The following is a 15,622-nucleotide window of genomic DNA, read 5'->3' as shown; positions in this document are numbered from 1 at the left end:
TCAGCGGCCCGTGCCCGTCGCCGCCGGAGTGCGGCGCGACGCGGCAAGGGTGCGGACGGTCGTGGCCAGCGCCTCGTCCAGCGGGGTCGGGGTGACGCCCAGGGTCTCGGTGGCCCGGGTCGAGTCCATCACGAAGGGCCGGGCGAACTGGTGCGCGGTCTCCCGCAGCTCGCGGGCGAACGGGTCGGTCACGCCACCGAGCCAGAGCAGCGGGTAGGGCATCCGGATCAGCCTCGGCGTGGGGGCGTCGGCCAGGGCCGCCGCCCGGCCCGCCAGCTCGCGGGTGCTGACGGCCGGGTTGCTGGGCACGTGCCAGGCCCGCCCCCAGGCCCGCTCGTCGGTGGCGGCGGCGACCAGGGTGCGCACCACGTCCCCGATGTACGTCCAGGTGTGCGGGGCGTCCCAGTTCACCGGCAGGAGGACCCGTTGCCCGGCGAGCACCTTCGGCAGCATCAGCATCGGCAGGGAGGTGCCGTCGGCACCGAGGTAGTCCGAGCCGCGTACCTCGGTGATCCGGGCCCGGCCGGCGCGGTGGGCGGCGAGCGCGTCGGTCCACATCCGGTTGCGGACCCGCCCCTTGGTGCCGGTGGCGGCGAGTGGGGTGTCCTCGGTCATCGGCGCGTCGACGGGGCCGTACCCGTAGAGGCAGCCGACGGTGGCGAGCACCGCGCCGGTGCGCCCGGCGGTGGTGAGCAACGCGGCGGCCAGCGGCGGCCAGTCGGTGGCCCACCGGTGGTAGGCGGGGTTGGCGCAGTTGTAGAGGGCCACCGCGCCCCTGGTGAGGGCGGTCAGCCGGTCGGCGTCGGCGGCGTCGGCGGCGACCCGCTCGATCGCCGGGTCGACGGGGCCGCTGCCCCGCCGGGTGACGAGCCGGACCTGTTCGCCCTGCTCGGCGAGGTGGCGGGCGGTGGCGGTGCCGACCGGACCGGCACCGACGATCACGTGTAGCGACATGGGAACACCCTTCAGAGCGGAAGACTGAATAGAGAGCACTGCTCTCGCTGAGCTGCCTCCAGCATGACCGACGACCGACCAGCCGTCAAGAGCACTGCTCTCTCTTTTGATTGCCGCTCTGATCCATGGCAGAGTGGAGTCATGCCCGCTTCCTCGATCCGCGCCCGGGTCCGCGCCGAGATGATCGACGAGATCAAGGCGGTGGCCCGTCGCCACCTCGCCACCGACGGCGCCGACCTCTCGCTGCGGGCGGTCGCCCGGGACATGGGCATGGTCTCGTCCGCGATCTACCGTTACTTCCCCAGCCGCGACGACCTGCTCACCGCGCTGATCATCGAGGCGTACCACGCGCTCGGCGACGCCGTGGAGGCGGCCGACGCCGCCACCGACCAGGCCGACCTACGCGGCCGCTGGCACGCCGCATGCCGGGCCGCCCGTGCCTGGGCGCTCGCCCACCCCGCCGAGTACGCCCTGCTCTACGGCAGCCCGGTGCCCGGCTACGCCGCCCCCGCCGACACCGTGTCACCCGCCCAACGCCCCCCGCTGGCGCTGCTGGGCATCCTTCGCGACGGGCTGGTCGACGGTCGGCTCACCCGGCCCGGCGGCCGGCTCCCCGAGCCGCTCCGCGCCGACCTCGCCGCACTGGCCGCCACCTTCTCCCCCGGCCTGCCCGAGCCGCTGCTGGCCCGGGGCATGGCCGGCTGGACCCAGCTGTTCGGGTTGATCAGCTTCGAGCTCTTCGGCCGCCTCAACAACGCCGTGGCCCACCGGGACGCCTACTTCGACCACCAGATCGCCCTGATGGCCGACCTCGTCGGCCTGCCCTGACCCGGCCGGACGGTGCACGACGGGTCAGCCGACGTCGGAGGAGTGCCCCGGAAAGAGGTGGGCCGCCGGGTCGATGGCCACGGCGGCGTTGTTGACGGCGGTGGCGGCCTCGCCGAAGCCGGTGGCGATCAGCCGCACCTTGCCCGGGTACTCGGTGATGTCACCGGCGGCATAGACCCGGGGCAGGTTGGTCGCCATCGCGCTGTCCACCACGATGTGCCGCCGGTCCAGCCGCAGCCCCCACTCGGCCAGCGGACCCAGGTCGGCGGTGAAGCCGAGCGCCGCGACCACCGTGTCGACCGGCAGGGTCTCCGCCGCACCACCCCGTACGGTGATCTCGGCGGCGGTCACCGTGTCGTCGCCGTGCAACCGGGTCACCTCGGCGTTGACCACGACCCGCACCGGCAGGGACAGCACCCGGGCCACCGTGCCCGCGTGCGCCCGGAACCGTTCCCGGCGGTGCACCAGGGTCACCGAGCGGGCCAGCGGTTGCAGGGTCGCCGCCCAGTCGAACGCGGAGTCGCCGCCACCCACGATCAGCACGTCCCGACCGGCGAGCGCGGCCGGGTCCGGTACGAAGTAGACGATCCCGCCACCGAGGAAGCTGTCCGCGACCGGCAGCGGGCGCGGGGCGAAGCTGCCCAGCCCGCCGGTGACCACCACCGCGCCGCAGCGCAACTGCTCCCCGCCGGCCAGACCCAGCACCGGTCGGCCGTCGAGGTGGGCGAGCTTCTCGGCCCGGGTGCCGAGCAGGTATTCCGGGCGGTAGGGCGCGGCCTGGGCGACCAGGTTGGCCACCAGGTCCCGACCCTTGACGGCGGGGAAGCCGGCGACGTCGAGGATCAACTTCTCCGGGTACATGGCGGTGATCTGCCCGCCCGGTTCGGGCAGCGCGTCGACCACCGCCACCGACAGGCCCCGGAAGCCCGCGTAGTACGCGGCGAACAGCCCCACCGGGCCGGCTCCGATCACGGCGACATCGACCTCGCGCATGGGCGTACCGTCGCTTTCCGGTGGCGATCAACGCGTGCTGCTGCCGACGGTAGGCCCGACACCCCGCTCGGGCAAGCATGTCCCGGCTTCGCCGCGTGCCGGGCGGGTCGTCCCGCTCAGGACGTCAGCGTGGACTCCACCCGGTACTCCCCGTACGGGTCGTACGGGCGACGACGCCGGAACAGGACCGCCGCGACCACCCCGCCGAGCAGCCCGAACAGGTGCCCCTGCCAGGAGATCCGCTCGTCGGTGGGCAGGATGCCGAGCAGTTGCCAGCCGTAGAGCAGGCCGACCAGCAGCACCACCGCGAAGTTCCACCAACTGCGTTCGACGATGCCCCTGGTGAGCAGCAGGCCGAGGTAGCCGAAGATCACCCCGCTCGCCCCGACGACCACCGAGTCGGGCGAGCCGGTGAACCAGACGCCGAGCCCGCTCACCAGGATGATGCCCAGGGTGGACCAGAGGAACCGGCGGACACCGGCGGCCAGCACGAAGGTGCCGAGCAGGATCAGCGGAATGCTGTTGCTGTAGAGGTGGTCGAAGCCGTGGTGCAGGAACGGGGAGAAGAAGACCCCGTCGAGCCCCTGGATCCGGTGCGGGATGATGCCGGCGGCCACGTCGAGCCCGAAGCCGAGCCCCTGGTCGAGGGCCTCGACGAGAAAGAGGAACGGCACCACCGCGCACATGGCGACGAAGGCCCGGCCGAGGGAGGCGTAGAACGCCTCGGTGCCGAACCGGTCGGGGTCGCCGCCCGTGGGGTGCAGGGTCACCCCACCATGGCTATCAGCATTCCGCGGGAACCGCCACCCGCGTCCCGCACCGTCGGGGCTACGACGACGGCGGGGCGGGTGGTCGCCCACCCGCCCCGCCGTCCTGCTCGTCGATCAGTACCAGCCGGAACTCTGACTCTTGGCCCAGGCTCCGCACGGGTTGTCGTACCGACCCTCGATGTAACCGAGACCCCACTTGATCTGGGTGGCCGGGTTGGTCCTCCAGTCGCTGGCGACCGAACTCATCTTGGTGCCCGGCACCGCCTGCGGGATGCCGTACGCGCCGGACGAGGAATTGCTGGCCTTGGGGTTCCAGCCACTCTCCTTGGTCCAGAGCTTGTCCAGGCAGGGCATCTGGTCGATCTTGAAGCCCTCCCTCAGGAGCATCGCGCAGCCGGTCTTGCGGTGACCGCTGTAGGAACTGCACGAGGCGGGGATCGGGCCGGCGAACGCCTTGAGCTTGCCGTCCTCCTCCTTGGCCTTGGCCTCGGCCTCACGTTCCTTCTTGCGCGACGCCGCCGCAGCCTCGGCTGCCTTGGCCCGCTGGGCGGCCTCCTTGGCCGCCGTGGCGGCCCGCAGCCTCGCCTGGTACTCGGCGGACCGCTGCTTCGCGGAATCCCGCCGGTGGTCGGCCTGCCGATCGCGCTGGTAGTCGTACTCGGCCTGGTCGATCTGGAGGCCGACCTGCGCGGTCAGGCCCTGTTGCTGGGTTTCCCGGTCTTCGCCCAGATAGAAACCGCCGGCAACGCCCACGGAGAGCAGCGCGACAGCGGCCGTACGGGCACCGAACCGGCTCCACAGCCGACTCACGAAGTATCCCTTCGTCGGGGGCAAGGACGCGGCGCGGACCGACCCGGAACGGGCGCGGTCGTGCCACGAGCGCCCCGACCTCAGCCGGTCGCCACCGACGTTCCGGCGGGGGCGGCGGCTCGTCCGAGGATGGGACGAACGTTCACCAATGACCCCACCGGGACGTGGGCGCTCGTGGGACACCATCGCGCACAGTGAGGCTGATGGGAAACCCGGCACGCATATTGTGACCTGCGCCACAAAGTGAATGCGGACGATGAGGGGCGGACCCCCGCCCCGGACACCTCAGCCCGGGATGTCCTCCAACAGATCCGTCACCATCGCCGCGATCGGCGACCGCTCGGACCGGTTCAGCGTGACGTGCGCGAAGAGCGGATGCCCCTTCAACGCCTCGATCACCGCGGTCACCCCGTCGTGCCGACCCACCCGCAGGTTGTCCCGCTGGGCGACGTCGTGGGTGAGCACCACCCGCGAGCCCTGCCCGATCCGGGACAGCACGGTGAGCAGCACGCCCCGCTCCAACGACTGCGCCTCGTCGACGATGACGAAGGCGTCGTGCAGGCTCCGGCCCCGGATGTGGGTCAGCGGAAGGACCTCCAGGATGCCCCGCGAGGTGACCTCCTCCAGCACGTTCTCGTGCACCACCGCGCCGAGGGTGTCGAAGACGGCCTGCGCCCAGGGCGACATCTTCTCCGACTCCGAACCGGGCAGGTAACCCAACTCCTGGCCGCCCACGGCGTAGAGCGGGCGGAAGACCACCACCTTCTTGTGCCGGCGGCGCTCCATCACCGCCTCCAGCCCGGCGCAGAGCGCCAGCGCCGACTTGCCGGTGCCGGCCCGGCCGCCCAGCGACACGATCCCGATCGACTCGTCCAGCAGCAGGTCCAGCGCGATCCGCTGCTCGGCCGACCGGCCGTGCACCCCGAACGCCTCCCGGTCGCCGCGGACCAGCCGGACCGTCTTGTCGGGCAGCACCCGACCCAGGGCCGACCCACGGGTGGAGTGCAACACCAGGCCGGTGTGGCAGGACAGGCCGGCGGCGGCGTCCAGGTCGAGGCAGTCCCCGGCGTAGAGCCGGCCGATCTCGTCCTCCGCCAACTCCAGCTCGGCCATCCCCGTCCAGGTCGGATCGCTGGCCTGCCCGTGCCGGTACTCGTCGGCCCGCAGGCCCACCGAGGCGGCCTTGACCCGCAACGGCATGTCCTTGCTGACCAGGGTCACCTCCCGCCCCTCGGCGGCCAGGTTCAGGGCCACCGACAGGATGCGGGCGTCGTTGGACTCGTTGCGGAAGCCCGGGGGGAGAACCCCGTCGTCCGAGTGGTTCAGCTCCACCTTGAGCGTGCCACCGGACTCGTTCGCGGGCACCGGATGGTCCAGCCGACCGTGCCGGACCCGCAGCTCGTCGAGCATCCGCAGGGACTGGCGGGCGAACCAGCCCAGCTCCGGGTGGTGCCGCTTGCCTTCCAGCTCCGAGATCACCACGAGGGGCAGGACCACCTCGTGCTCGGCGAAGCGGTGGAAGGCCGCCGGGTCGGAGAGGAGCACCGACGTGTCCAGGACGAATACCTGGCCGGTTGGTCCGGGCTCCTCGGGGCCGGGCGGAGCGGCGGCCGTCGTACGGCGGCTCCGGGTGGCTCGGCGGGTCGTGGCAGTCGCGGCCGGGATCTGGTCGACACCGGCGGGCGTACGGCGAGTCGTCACAGGCCTGCTCCGACGGACGGGCATCCGCCATCCGCGTTCCGCCTCCTCCGGTGCCCGGTGACACGGGGTCGGATGCGGAACCCCGTGTGCGAGGTCGCAGATCCGGGCGGCCGGCTGACCCGGGAGAACCCCGGGTCATGCCTAGACGCTAGCGGCGCCGGGCCGCCTCGGCTAGAGGGCGGACAAGGATCTCCCCGGCGGCGGCCCACGGCGGACCGGCCGGGATGCCAGCCCCCTGCGCGCATCCCGGCCGGCGGGACCGCGTCACCGGTCCCACCGGTACGCGCCCGCCGTGGACGACGTACCGACGAAGGTGGGCTCCTGCGGTTCAGCCCGGCCGGCGGACCAGCGTGCCGGTCGGGTGCCGACCGGCGACCGGGCCCGGCGGGGTGGCGAACGAGGAGCCGGCGTAGGTGGTGCCCTGGCGGACCGGCGGGGCGGGAAGTCCCGCAGCCGGAGCCGGCCCGGCCGGGGTGGCGAACGCCGAGGCGAGCACGGCCTGGGCGTCACGCCGACGGCGGTTCCAGGCACCCCGGTCCCCGTCGAAGTAGCCCTGCCGGTAACCGAAGCGGTAGCCGATCCGGTAACTGAGCTGACCGTGCAACCGCCCGGCGGCATAGCTGGTCGCGCCCAGGACGAGGACGAGGAACAACGCGAGGAGGGGGCTCATCGGGCGGCTCCGGCGGGCCGCGTCGGCCGGATCACCGGTCCTCCGGCTCGGCCGGGCTCGGATCGACGACCAGCAACCGCTCCAGGTCCTCGGTGCTGACCTCCTCGACCAGCTCCACGCTGATCCGGCAGCCGTCCAGCACCACCTCGGCCATCGAGGACCGCCGGATCTCACCGCCGGCGTCGTAGACCCGGACGCTCATCTCCGGGCAGCCGAGATGCGTCCGCCAGGAGTTCCACTCGTCCCGGTCGCCGACGCTCAGTGACAGGTAACGGCAACCGCGGGCGAGGTAGAGCCGCCAGGGTGCGCTCAGCCCTGCGGCGACCCCCTCCGCGATCAGGCCGAAGGCCTGGGCACGGGTCGCGAGTTCGGTCACCGCGTCCCCCTCGCACCGGATGCGTGACGCAGGTGAGCATTGATCGTCTCAAGCACGTGACACACCGTAGAATGTCCCATGAGCGTGACAGTATCAGCTTTTCGTCCGGTTCCCTCCGACCTCCAAAGCGGCTATTATGCCCAGGTAAACACCCTTGAGGCAGCGACCCGCCCCTCGACGGGCAGCACAGTGAGCACGTCTCATATGCGTGACAAAGATCCGCCCCGGGCAGCCTGGACGGGCGCTGCGGTCGTACCGTCACGGGGTGACCGAGACCGCCCCCGCCCGGAAGATCGCATTCGCCACCTTCGTTCGCCGGGCGCTCGACGACGCCCGGGCCATGCGGGCCTGGACCGGCACCGAGGTCTCCCGCCGCACCGGCGTCTCCCGACAGACGATCAACCGATGGGTCCGCGGCGACTGGGCCAGCGACCCGGAGGCGGAACGGGTGGTGGCGTTCTGTGAGGGACTCGGCCTCAACCCCGCCGCCGCCTTCGCCGCCCTCGGCTGGGACCGGACCGCCGCCCCCCGGGGTGCCGCGAACACGCCCCCGATGGACCCGGACGTCGAGGCACTGCTGCGCCGCCTGGTCGACCCGGCCGTCTCGGATGCGGAGAAGTTCCACATCCGAGAAACCATTCGTTATCTCGCATACCGCCCTACTCTCCCGCTCGATGTCCGAAATGGAGGCGAGCAGGCCGGGTAGTTCCTCAGATGGCGAAAGAACGCCTGAGCAGACCGGATCGTTTCGCTCCGGGGCCGCAGCGGGCACGCTAGCGTCCGTATCCGTACTGCTTGGGCTCGTCGTCGGCGGGGGACGGGACAAGGCCGAACTCAGCCCTGCGGGACAGAAGGAGGGGTCTGTCCATGACCCTGAAATGGATGGCAGTCGTGGTCGCGGCAGTCTCCCTGACCGCGTGCGTGACCGCGAACCTGGTGGTCGGCGTGCGGCCGGGCGGGCAGATTCCGCTGGTCGTCAACCTCTTCGCCCTCACCGCGGCCGGCACCGCAGTCGTCCTGGCGGTGGTCGCCGAACTGCACGACCGACTCAACGACCGGGTCAGCGCACTCACCGACTTCCTGGTGGCGCGGCTCAACGAGATCGAGGCCCGCACCGGCGACCGGAACACCGGCTTCGTCGAGGGTTACCTGCTCAACCAGGGTAGGGAGGCCACAGTGGTGCCGCTGGGGCGGCGCGGTCGGGGAGCCGCCGAGCGCTGAGGACCATTCACCGACAGCACACTTCCGGCGGTGTCAAGAAGCCATTCCGAAGCCACGAATCAGCCACCGCCCCCGGGGTACGCTGTCGCGCGTGCCGCCGTTGAATCTGGGTAACCAGCAGCCACCGACCCCGCTGGATGCTGAGCACGCCTGGCGTACCACCGCCGAGCGGGCCGCCGACACCGTCCTCTTCTTCGACTTCGACGGCACCCTCGCGCCGGTCGACGACGATCCCACCGCGGTGCGACCCGCACCCAAGGTGCTCGCCGCGCTGAAGGCACTCGCCCCGGTGGTGCAGCGGGTGGCGATCGTCTCCGCCCGCCCCGTCGACTTCCTCCGCGACCACCTGGGCGGCCTCACCGGGATCGACCTCTACGGCCTCTACGGCCTGGAGCACAGCCACTCCGGCGGCGAGACCGTCACCGAGCCCGCCGCGCTGCCCTGGGTGCCCACCATGGCCGAACTGGCCGACCTGGCCCGCGCCGAACTGCCCGCCGGGGCGCTGGTGGAGTTCAAACGGCTGAGCGTGGCGCTGCACTGGCGTACCGCCCAGCAACTCGGCCCGGCGGTCGAACAGTGGGGCCGGGCGCAGGCCGAGCGGCTCGGGCTCAGGGTGCAGGCGGGTCGGATGGTGCTGGAACTCAAGCCGCCCGTCGACCGGGACAAGGGGCTGGTCATCGGCGAGGTGGTCCGGGACGCCGGTGGCGCCTGGTACTTCGGCGACGACGTCTCCGACATCAAGGCGTTCGCGGCGTTGCGCGCCCGGTCCGCCGCCGACCCCGGATTCCTCGGCGTCTGCGTGGCGGTGGCCAACCCGGAGACCGGTCGCGAGGTCGCCGAGGCCGCCGACCTCACCATCGACTCCCCTGCCGCCCTGGGCGACTTCCTGACCCGCGCCGTGCGCCATCTCACCTGACCGGCCCACCGTCCTGATCGGCCCACCCGTCCTCACCGCCGGATGATCCCGCCGGGTGCTGTGCCGCCCGGCGGTGCCGGGTGCGAGTGGCATCACGGGCGGTGAGCGCCCGGGGTGGATGACGTCACGGCACGTCGCCGGCCGTCGTCTCGGGGCTGTGGGCTCCGGACTGCGCGGGCTTCGGGCTTCGGGCGCAGACTGTGCGGGCTAGGGCTACGGGCTGTGCGGGCTAGGGCTATGGGCTGTGCGGGCTACTGCTGCGGCTTCGGGCTGTGCGGGCTGCGGGTCAGACGCCGTAGCGGCGTTGCCGGGTGCCGTAGGAGCGCAGGGCGCGCAGGAAGTCGACCCGCCGGAAGTCCGGCCAGTTGAGTTCGCAGAAATAGAACTCCGAGTGCGCCGACTGCCAGAGCATGAATCCGGACAGGCGCTGCTCGCCACTGGTCCGGATGATCAGATCCGGGTCGGGCAGGCCACGGGTGTAGAGGTGCTCGGAGATGTGGTCCACGTCCAGCGAACCGGCGAGTTCCTCAATGGTGCCGCCCTTGGCGGCGTGCTCCACCAGCAGCGAACGGACCGCGTCGGCGATCTCGCGCCGCCCGCCGTACCCGACGGCGATGTTGACCTGTGCGCCGCCGGTGCGTTCCCGGGTGCGTTCCTCGGCGGCCTTGAGCGCCTGGGCGTGCTGGTTCGGCAGCACGTCGAGCGCGCCGACCATCCGCAGCCGCCAGGGGTTGCCCTCCTCGGCCAGCTCGGTGGTCAGATCCTCGATGATCTGGAGCAGCGGGTCGAGTTCCTCCGCCGGCCGGGACAGGTTGTCGGTGGAGAGCAGCCAGAGCGTGACGTGGCCGACCCCGGCCGCGTCGCACCAGCGCAGCAGCTCCTTGATCCGCTCGGCACCCATCCGGTGCCCGTCGTTCGGATCGACGAGGCCCATCTCCCGCGCCCACCGGCGATTGCCGTCGCACATCACGCCCACGTGCCGGGGCACCGGCCGACCCGCGAGCCTGGCCGTCAGCCGGCGCTCGTAGACGGAGTAGAGGAGTTTCCGCAGAGTCATCACCCTGCAGCGTAGCGACCCCCGCCCAATACCAGTGCCTCGGTGGCCGCACTCCGGCCGTGATCAAGAGAAATACGTCATCCGCCGGCCTCCCCGTGACCGAAACCTCTTGATCACCGTGGCCCGGCCCCGGCCCCGGCCCCGGGGGTGGGGGTGGGGGTGGCTCGGTGGAGGGAGTAGAGGGTGAGGGTGGCGGCTGCCAGGAGGGGGGCGCCGTCGCGGATCAGGCCGTCCAGACCGAGGAGCCACCAGCAGAGGGGGAGGTTGACCGCGAGGACGCCCAGGGTGATCGCCACCAGCAGGCGGCGGGCCCACGGTCGGCCGCGCATCAGGAACGCCGTACAGAACAGCACCAGGTAGCTGACCACGATGCCGGCGCCGAACCAGAGCAGCACCACCGGCACGGCGGCGAGTCGGCCGTCCAGCACCGCACCGCCGGCCACCAGGGCCGGCACCAGCATCAGCGGGCTGTACGTGAAGGCGGCCACCCGGCCGGTCAGCAGCCAGCCGGTGACCTGGGGGCGCTTCGGGGCGACCTCCCGCCAGGTGATCGCCCCACCCTCGACCACCAGGCCCTTGCGGTGCCGCACCAGGTGCCCGGCGACCGCGTCGGAGCGGTAGAGCAGCACGACCACGGCGACGCAGAGCACGCTGAGGACGGCGAAGCCGAGCAGGCCGGGCAGCGGCGGCACACCCTGCCGGGGCACCACCAGCCGGCCGACGGCGAAGACGGTGGTCACGGCGAGGATCAGCCCGAACGGCTTCGCCCCGACCCGCCCCCGGTTCACGTGCCCGATCAGCACCAGGAAGCCCAGTGACCGCAGCATCGCCCAGCCGGTGCGTACCGCCAGGCCGAACTCCTGCTCCGGGGCGTACCACCAGTTGAGCAGCTCGACCACGATGGTGGCCGCGGCGGTCAGCGCGAGCAGGGTGGTGAGCGCCCGGACGGCGGACGGCCGCCGGACCTGCGGGGTCACGGCGGCCGTCCTCATGGCTTCCGGTGTTGCCCGGTACGGGCGACCGGCACACCTGTCCGCACCGGCTACTGCGGCTGCTTCGCGTCGAGCCGGGCGCGCAGCGCGTCCAGCTCCGACCAGAGGACGGCGGGCAGCTTGTCACCGAACTTCTCGAACCACTCGGTGATCAGCGGCAACTCGTTGCGCCACTCCTCGGGGTCGACCTTGAGGGCGATCCGGACGTCCTCCGGGGTCATGTCGAGGCCGTCGACGTCCAGCGCGTCGGCGGTCGGGACCATGCCGATCGGGGTCTCGACCGCGTCGGCGGTGCCCTCGAGCCGCTCGACGACCCACTTCAGCACCCGCGAGTTCTCGCCGAACCCGGGCCAGAGGAAGCTGCCCTCGGCGTCCTTGCGGAACCAGTTCACGTAGTAGATCCGGGGCAGCTTGGCGGCGTCCCCGTCGACGCCCTTGCCCATCTCGATCCAGTGGTTGAAGTAGTCACCGGCGTGGTAGCCGATGAACGGCAGCATGGCCATCGGGTCGCGGCGCACCACGCCGACCGCGCCGGACGCGGCGGCGGTGGTCTCCGAGGAGAGCGTCGCCCCCAGGTAGACGCCGTGCACCCAGTCCCGGGCCTCGGTGACCAGCGGGATGGTGTCCCGACGGCGACCGCCGAACAGGATCGCGTCGATCGGTACCCCGTTGGGGTCGAAGTAGTCGTCGGCCAGGATCGGGCACTGGGTGATCGGGGTGCAGAACCGGCTGTTCGCGTGGGAGGAGAGGTGCTCGCTCTCCGGCGTCCAGTCGTTGCCCTTCCAGTCGGTCAGGTGGGCCGGCGGCTCACCCATGCCCTCCCACCAGATGTCGCCGTCGTCGGTGAGGGCGACGTTGGTGAACACGGAGTTGCCCCGGTCCAGCGTGCGCATCGCGTTGGCGTTGGTCTTCCAGTCGGTGCCCGGGGCGACGCCGAAGAGGCCGTACTCCGGGTTGACCGCGTAGAGGCGTCCGTCGGAGCCGAACCGCATCCAGGCGATGTCGTCGCCGATGGTCTCGACCTTCCAGCCCGGGATGGTCGGCTCCAGCATGGCCAGGTTGGTCTTGCCACAGGCGGACGGGAACGCGCCCGCCACGTGGTAGACCTTCCCCTCCGGAGAGGTGATCTTGAGGATCAGCATGTGCTCGGCGAGCCAGCCCTCGTCCCGCCCCATCACGCTGGCGATCCGCAACGAGTAGCACTTCTTGCCCAGCAGCGAGTTGCCGCCGTAACCGGAGCCGTAGGACCAGATCTCCCGGCTCTCCGGGAAGTGCGAGATGTACTTCGTCTCGTTGCACGGCCAGGCCACGTCGGACTGGCCGGGGGCGAGCGGGGCGCCGATCGAGTGCAGCGCGTGCACGAAGTCGGCGTCGTCGCCCATCGCCTCGAGCACTGCGGTGCCCATCCGGGTCATGATCCGCATCGAGGCGACCACGTACGGGCTGTCGGTGACCTCGACGCCGAACATCGGGCTCTCGGCCTCGACCGGACCCATGCAGAAGGGGATGACGTACATCGTCCGGCCCCGCATCGCGCCCCGGTAGAGGTCGGTCATCGTCCGCTTCATCTCGGCCGGCGCCATCCAGTTGTTGGTGGGGCCGGCGTCCGCCTCGTCCACCGCGCAGATGAAGGTGCGCTCCTCGACCCGGGCGACGTCCGTGGGGTCGGTGCGGGCGTAGAAGGAGTTCGGCTTCTTTTCCGGGTTCAGCCGGATCAGGGTCCCGCTGTCGACGAGTTCGTCGGTGAGACGCCGCCACTCCTCGTCGGTGCCGTCCACCCAGACCACCCGGTCCGGGGTCGTCAGTTCCGCGATCTCCCGGACCCAGGCGAGCAGCTTGGGGTGGGTCGTGGGGGCCTGATCGATCCCCCGCACAGTAGCCGGAGCAACCATGACTCATCTCCTTGTGGTCGACGCTGACCGATTTATGGGATGCACGAGTCTCGGCGGACGCGGGCCGCGTCGCCTTCGTGGAAACCTGGGATTGGCCTCAGCGTAAACCGGGCGGACCCGCGAGTCAGTGGGACTGGTTGTGAACAACTGCACAAGGTGCCGCCCGGCTGCGGTAACACGAGCTGATACCCGCTTTCACGCGCAGTTTCACGCAAATCCTCCGGCGAACTGTCGGTGACTGCGAGAACGGACGACGGGAACGGCGGAACCGGGCGTACGGGCGGATCGGTGCGCGGCACGGCGACAGGTCACGGACGGTGCCCCGTCCGGACAGCCGGCAACCGGTACGCTCGCGAGGTGGCCGCGACGATGACCGGGGACCAACCGGGAACCCCGCAGACCCGTCCGGGTCTGGTCCGTTCGTTGCTGGACCGGTTCGGTCACCTCCTCCGCGAGTTGAGCAAGTTCGCCACCGTGGGCGGGGTGGCCTTCCTGGTCGACTTCGCGCTGTTCAACTTCCTGACGCTGGCCCGGGGGATGGAGCCGGTGACCGCCCGGGTCATCTCCACGGTGATCGCGGCGACGGTCGCGTTCGTCGGCAACCGGTTCTGGACCTGGCGGCACCGGGTCCGCTCCAACCCGGCCCGCGAGTACGCGCTGTTCTTCTTCTTCAACGCGGTCGGCCTGGGCATCGCGGTGGCCTGTCTGGCGGGCAGCCGCTACGGGCTGGGCAGCATCTGGCCCGACATCTTCCGCACCCCGTTGGCCGACAACATCGCCAGCTACGTGGTAGGCACCGCGCTCGGCACACTGTTCCGGTTCTGGTCGTACCGACGGTTCGTCTTCGTGGAGGCGGGAACTCCCCCGGTTCCGGAGGCGACCACCGACGACCCGTCGCCCGGGCCGTGAGCGGTCGCCCACCCCGTCCAGCCGGAGACTCCGGCATCGTCCTCTGCCCTAAGGTGTTGCGCATGCGTCTTGTCCGTCTGCTGCCCGAGCGCTGGCAGAAGTTCATCCGCGAGGCGCTCAAATTCGGCATCGTCGGCGGCGTCAACACCGTCATCAATTACGCGGTGTTCAATGCCCTGGCACTCACGGTCTTTGTCGACGGTCAACTGAAGGCGACGGTCATCGCCACCATCGTGGCGACCATCACGTCTTATCTGATGAATCGTCACTGGACGTACCGGGATCGCCCCAAATCGGCACTTAAGCGGGAATACGCCCTGTTCTTTCTGTTCAACGGCGCCGGGCTGATCATCGAACTGGGTGTCCTCGCCGCCGCCAAGTACGGCCTGGGGTTCAACAGCCTGCTCGCACTCAACGTGGCGAAGACCGGCGGCGTGCTGCTCGCCACCCTGTTCCGGTTCTGGTCCTACCGGACGTTCGTCTTCCAGCCGGTCCCCCGGCACGCCGAGGAGAGCTGGCACGCCATCAAGCGGGACGAGTGGGACACCATGGCCGAGCTGGACCCGGTGGCCGAGCTGGCCGAATCGGTCAGCGAGTTGGAAGAGGCCCAGGCCCAACCCGAACAACGGCCCACCCCGACCACCGCGCCGACAGCCCCGCCCGTCGAACCGGTGTTCAAGCAGGCCCAGGGGCGTGGCGCCGCCCTCGGCACCGGCCTCGGCCAGTCGGTCACCGGTGGCGGTCTGGAAGCGGAACTGGCGGCCGAACTGCACGCCGGCACCCGCCGCGCACCGCGCCCCTGACCGACCCGCCGCACCACCCAGACCGACCACGGCCCCGGGAATTCCCGGGGCCGTCGCGCATTTCCGCAGGGTTCAGCCGGTGGTGTCGCGCAGCGGCTTGCCGTCACGCATGTCGGCCAGGATGTCGCGCATCTCGCCGTCGCCCAGCGTGTGCTTGTCGTGCTGCGCCTCCACCAACTCGTAGAGGGTGGTCTGCACCCGGTCGACCCGGGGCACGTCGGCGAGCACCGACTGGCCGCGTTCGCCCGCCGACTCGATGGTGAGGGTGCCGCAGCCGAGCAGCCGCTCGATGAAACGCTGGTTCATCGAGTGGTCGTTGATCCGGGCCAGCGGCAGGTCCCGCCGGTGCCGGGAGAAGACCCCCTCCTGGAGCAGCACCCGCTCGTTGGTGAACAGGTAGTGCGTGGTGCGCCAGACCAGGAACGGCCACAACCCCAGCCAGAGCGCCGCGATCAGGAACAGCCCGGCGACGACGTAGAGCACGATCGTGCCGCCGTCGCCGTCGGGCAGCAGGAGCCAGCCCGCCACCACCGCCGCGACGCCGAGGACCAGCACCAGGATCGGCCGCAGCAGCGCCTTCCAGTGCGGGTGCAGGTGCAGGACGACGTGCTCGTCCTCGGTGAGCACGTCTTCGGGGAACGCCACGGGGAACCTCCTAGCCGACAATCGGACGCGCTGACCGTAACCGGTCGGCACGACCCGCCGGATCAGCCGGGCGGCCTGCCGTGCA

General features: G+C 71.2%; 17 protein-coding genes. 6 read left to right on the top strand and 11 right to left on the bottom strand.

Annotated elements, in window-relative coordinates; translation table 11 throughout:
• Entirely contained in the window at window positions 1-954 is a 954-nt protein-coding gene (locus ACQP1S_RS04525) for an NAD-dependent epimerase/dehydratase family protein (protein ID WP_432903304.1), read from the bottom strand.
• Window positions 955-1,095: 141 nt separating this feature from the next.
• Between ACQP1S_RS04525 and ACQP1S_RS04520 the strand changes: the two genes are divergently transcribed.
• Complete coding sequence (locus tag ACQP1S_RS04520) at window positions 1,096-1,782, top strand: TetR/AcrR family transcriptional regulator (protein WP_432903301.1); 687 nt, start codon at window positions 1,096-1,098, stop codon at window positions 1,780-1,782.
• Between the two features lie 24 nt (window positions 1,783-1,806).
• Here ACQP1S_RS04520 and ACQP1S_RS04515 read toward each other — a convergent pair whose 3' ends face one another.
• From ACQP1S_RS04515 to ACQP1S_RS04490, 6 genes are all read right to left on the bottom strand, one after another.
• Window positions 1,807-2,775, bottom strand: a complete 969-nt coding sequence (locus tag ACQP1S_RS04515) for an NAD(P)/FAD-dependent oxidoreductase (RefSeq protein WP_432903298.1) — start codon at window positions 2,773-2,775, stop codon at window positions 1,807-1,809.
• A gap of 116 nt (window positions 2,776-2,891) precedes the next feature.
• Window positions 2,892-3,545, bottom strand: a complete 654-nt coding sequence (locus tag ACQP1S_RS04510; protein ID WP_432903295.1) for a rhomboid family intramembrane serine protease — start codon at window positions 3,543-3,545, stop codon at window positions 2,892-2,894.
• A gap of 114 nt (window positions 3,546-3,659) precedes the next feature.
• Window positions 3,660-4,355, bottom strand: coding sequence for a transglycosylase SLT domain-containing protein (locus ACQP1S_RS04505; RefSeq protein WP_432903292.1), 696 nt, complete (start codon window positions 4,353-4,355; stop codon window positions 3,660-3,662).
• Window positions 4,356-4,640: 285 nt separating this feature from the next.
• Window positions 4,641-6,056: a PhoH family protein gene (locus ACQP1S_RS04500; protein ID WP_091248094.1), complete on the bottom strand. Its 1,416-nt coding sequence runs from the start codon at window positions 6,054-6,056 to the stop codon at window positions 4,641-4,643.
• Window positions 6,057-6,384: 328 nt separating this feature from the next.
• Window positions 6,385-6,726, bottom strand: a complete 342-nt coding sequence (locus ACQP1S_RS04495; protein WP_432903288.1) for a hypothetical protein — start codon at window positions 6,724-6,726, stop codon at window positions 6,385-6,387.
• A gap of 31 nt (window positions 6,727-6,757) precedes the next feature.
• Window positions 6,758-7,102, bottom strand: a complete 345-nt coding sequence (locus tag ACQP1S_RS04490; protein WP_091248086.1) for a hypothetical protein — start codon at window positions 7,100-7,102, stop codon at window positions 6,758-6,760.
• A gap of 265 nt (window positions 7,103-7,367) precedes the next feature.
• On the opposite strand from ACQP1S_RS04490, the gene ACQP1S_RS04485 reads away from it, so the two are divergent.
• The 3 genes from ACQP1S_RS04485 (at window position 7,368) to otsB (ending at window position 9,239) form a co-directional block, all read left to right on the top strand.
• Entirely contained in the window at window positions 7,368-7,808 is a 441-nt protein-coding gene (locus ACQP1S_RS04485; RefSeq protein WP_091248084.1) for an XRE family transcriptional regulator, read from the top strand.
• Between the two features lie 161 nt (window positions 7,809-7,969).
• Complete coding sequence (locus ACQP1S_RS04480) at window positions 7,970-8,323, top strand: hypothetical protein (protein WP_432903285.1); 354 nt, start codon at window positions 7,970-7,972, stop codon at window positions 8,321-8,323.
• Window positions 8,324-8,414: 91 nt separating this feature from the next.
• Entirely contained in the window at window positions 8,415-9,239 is an 825-nt protein-coding gene (gene otsB, locus ACQP1S_RS04475) for a trehalose-phosphatase (protein WP_432903282.1), read from the top strand.
• A 286-nt stretch (window positions 9,240-9,525) separates the two neighbouring features.
• On the opposite strand, the gene ACQP1S_RS04470 is transcribed toward otsB, so the two are convergent.
• The 3 genes from ACQP1S_RS04470 to ACQP1S_RS04460 all read right to left on the bottom strand — a co-directional run bounded on the left by ACQP1S_RS04470 (window position 9,526) and on the right by ACQP1S_RS04460 (window position 13,180).
• On the bottom strand, window positions 9,526-10,296 hold the full coding sequence (locus tag ACQP1S_RS04470) for an isoprenyl transferase (RefSeq protein ID WP_091248072.1): 771 nt from the start codon (window positions 10,294-10,296) through the stop codon (window positions 9,526-9,528).
• 113 nt (window positions 10,297-10,409) lie between these two features.
• Window positions 10,410-11,288, bottom strand: coding sequence for a hypothetical protein (locus tag ACQP1S_RS04465; protein WP_432903279.1), 879 nt, complete (start codon window positions 11,286-11,288; stop codon window positions 10,410-10,412).
• Between the two features lie 50 nt (window positions 11,289-11,338).
• The gene (locus ACQP1S_RS04460; protein WP_432903276.1) at window positions 11,339-13,180 is read right to left on the bottom strand and encodes a phosphoenolpyruvate carboxykinase (GTP); all 1,842 of its coding nucleotides are present in this window, start codon (window positions 13,178-13,180) and stop codon (window positions 11,339-11,341) included.
• 369 nt (window positions 13,181-13,549) lie between these two features.
• On the opposite strand from ACQP1S_RS04460, the gene ACQP1S_RS04455 reads away from it, so the two are divergent.
• Together ACQP1S_RS04455 and ACQP1S_RS04450 are read left to right on the top strand one after the other, a co-directional pair.
• The gene (locus ACQP1S_RS04455; protein ID WP_091248063.1) at window positions 13,550-14,089 is read left to right on the top strand and encodes a GtrA family protein; all 540 of its coding nucleotides are present in this window, start codon (window positions 13,550-13,552) and stop codon (window positions 14,087-14,089) included.
• A 62-nt stretch (window positions 14,090-14,151) separates the two neighbouring features.
• Window positions 14,152-14,892, top strand: a complete 741-nt coding sequence (locus ACQP1S_RS04450) for a GtrA family protein (protein WP_432903274.1) — start codon at window positions 14,152-14,154, stop codon at window positions 14,890-14,892.
• 72 nt (window positions 14,893-14,964) lie between these two features.
• On the opposite strand, the gene ACQP1S_RS04445 is transcribed toward ACQP1S_RS04450, so the two are convergent.
• Window positions 14,965-15,537, bottom strand: coding sequence for a PH domain-containing protein (locus tag ACQP1S_RS04445; RefSeq protein ID WP_091248056.1), 573 nt, complete (start codon window positions 15,535-15,537; stop codon window positions 14,965-14,967).
• Window positions 15,538-15,622 lie beyond the last annotated feature (85 nt).

Source organism: Micromonospora matsumotoense, assembly GCF_050951065.1.
In the GTDB taxonomy this organism is placed as follows: Bacteria; Actinomycetota; Actinomycetes; order Mycobacteriales; family Micromonosporaceae; genus Micromonospora; species Micromonospora matsumotoensis.
Note: the sequence above shows the minus strand (reverse complement) of the source record. Positions and strands in the feature narration are given on the sequence as shown.

What these genes read in the sequence shown, in the direction of transcription:
- ACQP1S_RS04525 (WP_432903304.1), bottom strand. Translation starts at nt 954, where the DNA reads ATGTCGCTACACGTGATCGTCGGTGCCGGTCCGGTCGGCACCGCCACC.
- ACQP1S_RS04520 (WP_432903301.1), top strand. Translation starts at nt 1,096, where the DNA reads ATGCCCGCTTCCTCGATCCGCGCCCGGGTCCGCGCCGAGATGATCGAC.
- ACQP1S_RS04515 (WP_432903298.1), bottom strand. Translation starts at nt 2,775, where the DNA reads ATGCGCGAGGTCGATGTCGCCGTGATCGGAGCCGGCCCGGTGGGGCTG.
- ACQP1S_RS04495 (WP_432903288.1), bottom strand. Translation starts at nt 6,726, where the DNA reads ATGAGCCCCCTCCTCGCGTTGTTCCTCGTCCTCGTCCTGGGCGCGACC.
- ACQP1S_RS04480 (WP_432903285.1), top strand. Translation starts at nt 7,970, where the DNA reads ATGACCCTGAAATGGATGGCAGTCGTGGTCGCGGCAGTCTCCCTGACC.
- ACQP1S_RS04470 (WP_091248072.1), bottom strand. Translation starts at nt 10,296, where the DNA reads ATGACTCTGCGGAAACTCCTCTACTCCGTCTACGAGCGCCGGCTGACG.
- ACQP1S_RS04465 (WP_432903279.1), bottom strand. Translation starts at nt 11,288, where the DNA reads ATGAGGACGGCCGCCGTGACCCCGCAGGTCCGGCGGCCGTCCGCCGTC.
- ACQP1S_RS04460 (WP_432903276.1), bottom strand. Translation starts at nt 13,180, where the DNA reads ATGGTTGCTCCGGCTACTGTGCGGGGGATCGATCAGGCCCCCACGACC.
- ACQP1S_RS04455 (WP_091248063.1), top strand. Translation starts at nt 13,550, where the DNA reads ATGACCGGGGACCAACCGGGAACCCCGCAGACCCGTCCGGGTCTGGTC.
- ACQP1S_RS04450 (WP_432903274.1), top strand. Translation starts at nt 14,152, where the DNA reads ATGCGTCTTGTCCGTCTGCTGCCCGAGCGCTGGCAGAAGTTCATCCGC.